General features: G+C 59.4%; 1 protein-coding gene. It reads left to right on the top strand.

Going from position 1 to position 446, the window contains the following annotated elements; all coding sequences use genetic code 11:
• Positions 1-446, top strand: a 446-nt coding sequence (locus HWX87_RS37785; protein WP_176051850.1) for a DDE-type integrase/transposase/recombinase, incomplete at both ends; no start/stop codon positions are given.

Raw genomic sequence — 446 nt, 5'->3', positions numbered from 1 at the left:
GCAAGCGTATTGCGGCTGTCGAGCGCACGCCGCTGCCGTTACCAACAGGCCCGAACCAGAGCTGGTCGATGGACTTCGTTTCTGACGGGCTGGCCTATGGTCGGCGGTTTCGATGCCTGAACGTGGTCGACGACTACACGCGCGAGTGCTTGGCCATCGAGGTCGATACTTCGCTGCCGGGCTTACGAGTGCGGCAAGTGCTCGAGCGGCTGAAGGAGATACGAGGCTTACCCGCATCCATCACGGTACAGAACGGGCCGGAGTTCGCTGGTAAGGTGCTGGATGCATGGGCTTACGAAGCCGGTGTCACGCTGTCGTTCATTCGGCCTGGCAACCCGGTAGAAAATGCCTATATCGAGAGCTTTAACGGGCGGTTCCGGGATGAATGCTTGAACGAGCACTGGTTCGTCTCAATGCGCCACGCCAAGCGGATGATTGAGGAATGG

This window comes from Burkholderia sp. BCC1644, from assembly GCF_902833225.1.
Classification (GTDB): domain Bacteria; phylum Pseudomonadota; class Gammaproteobacteria; order Burkholderiales; family Burkholderiaceae; genus Burkholderia.
Note: the sequence above shows the minus strand (reverse complement) of the source record. Positions and strands in the feature narration are given on the sequence as shown.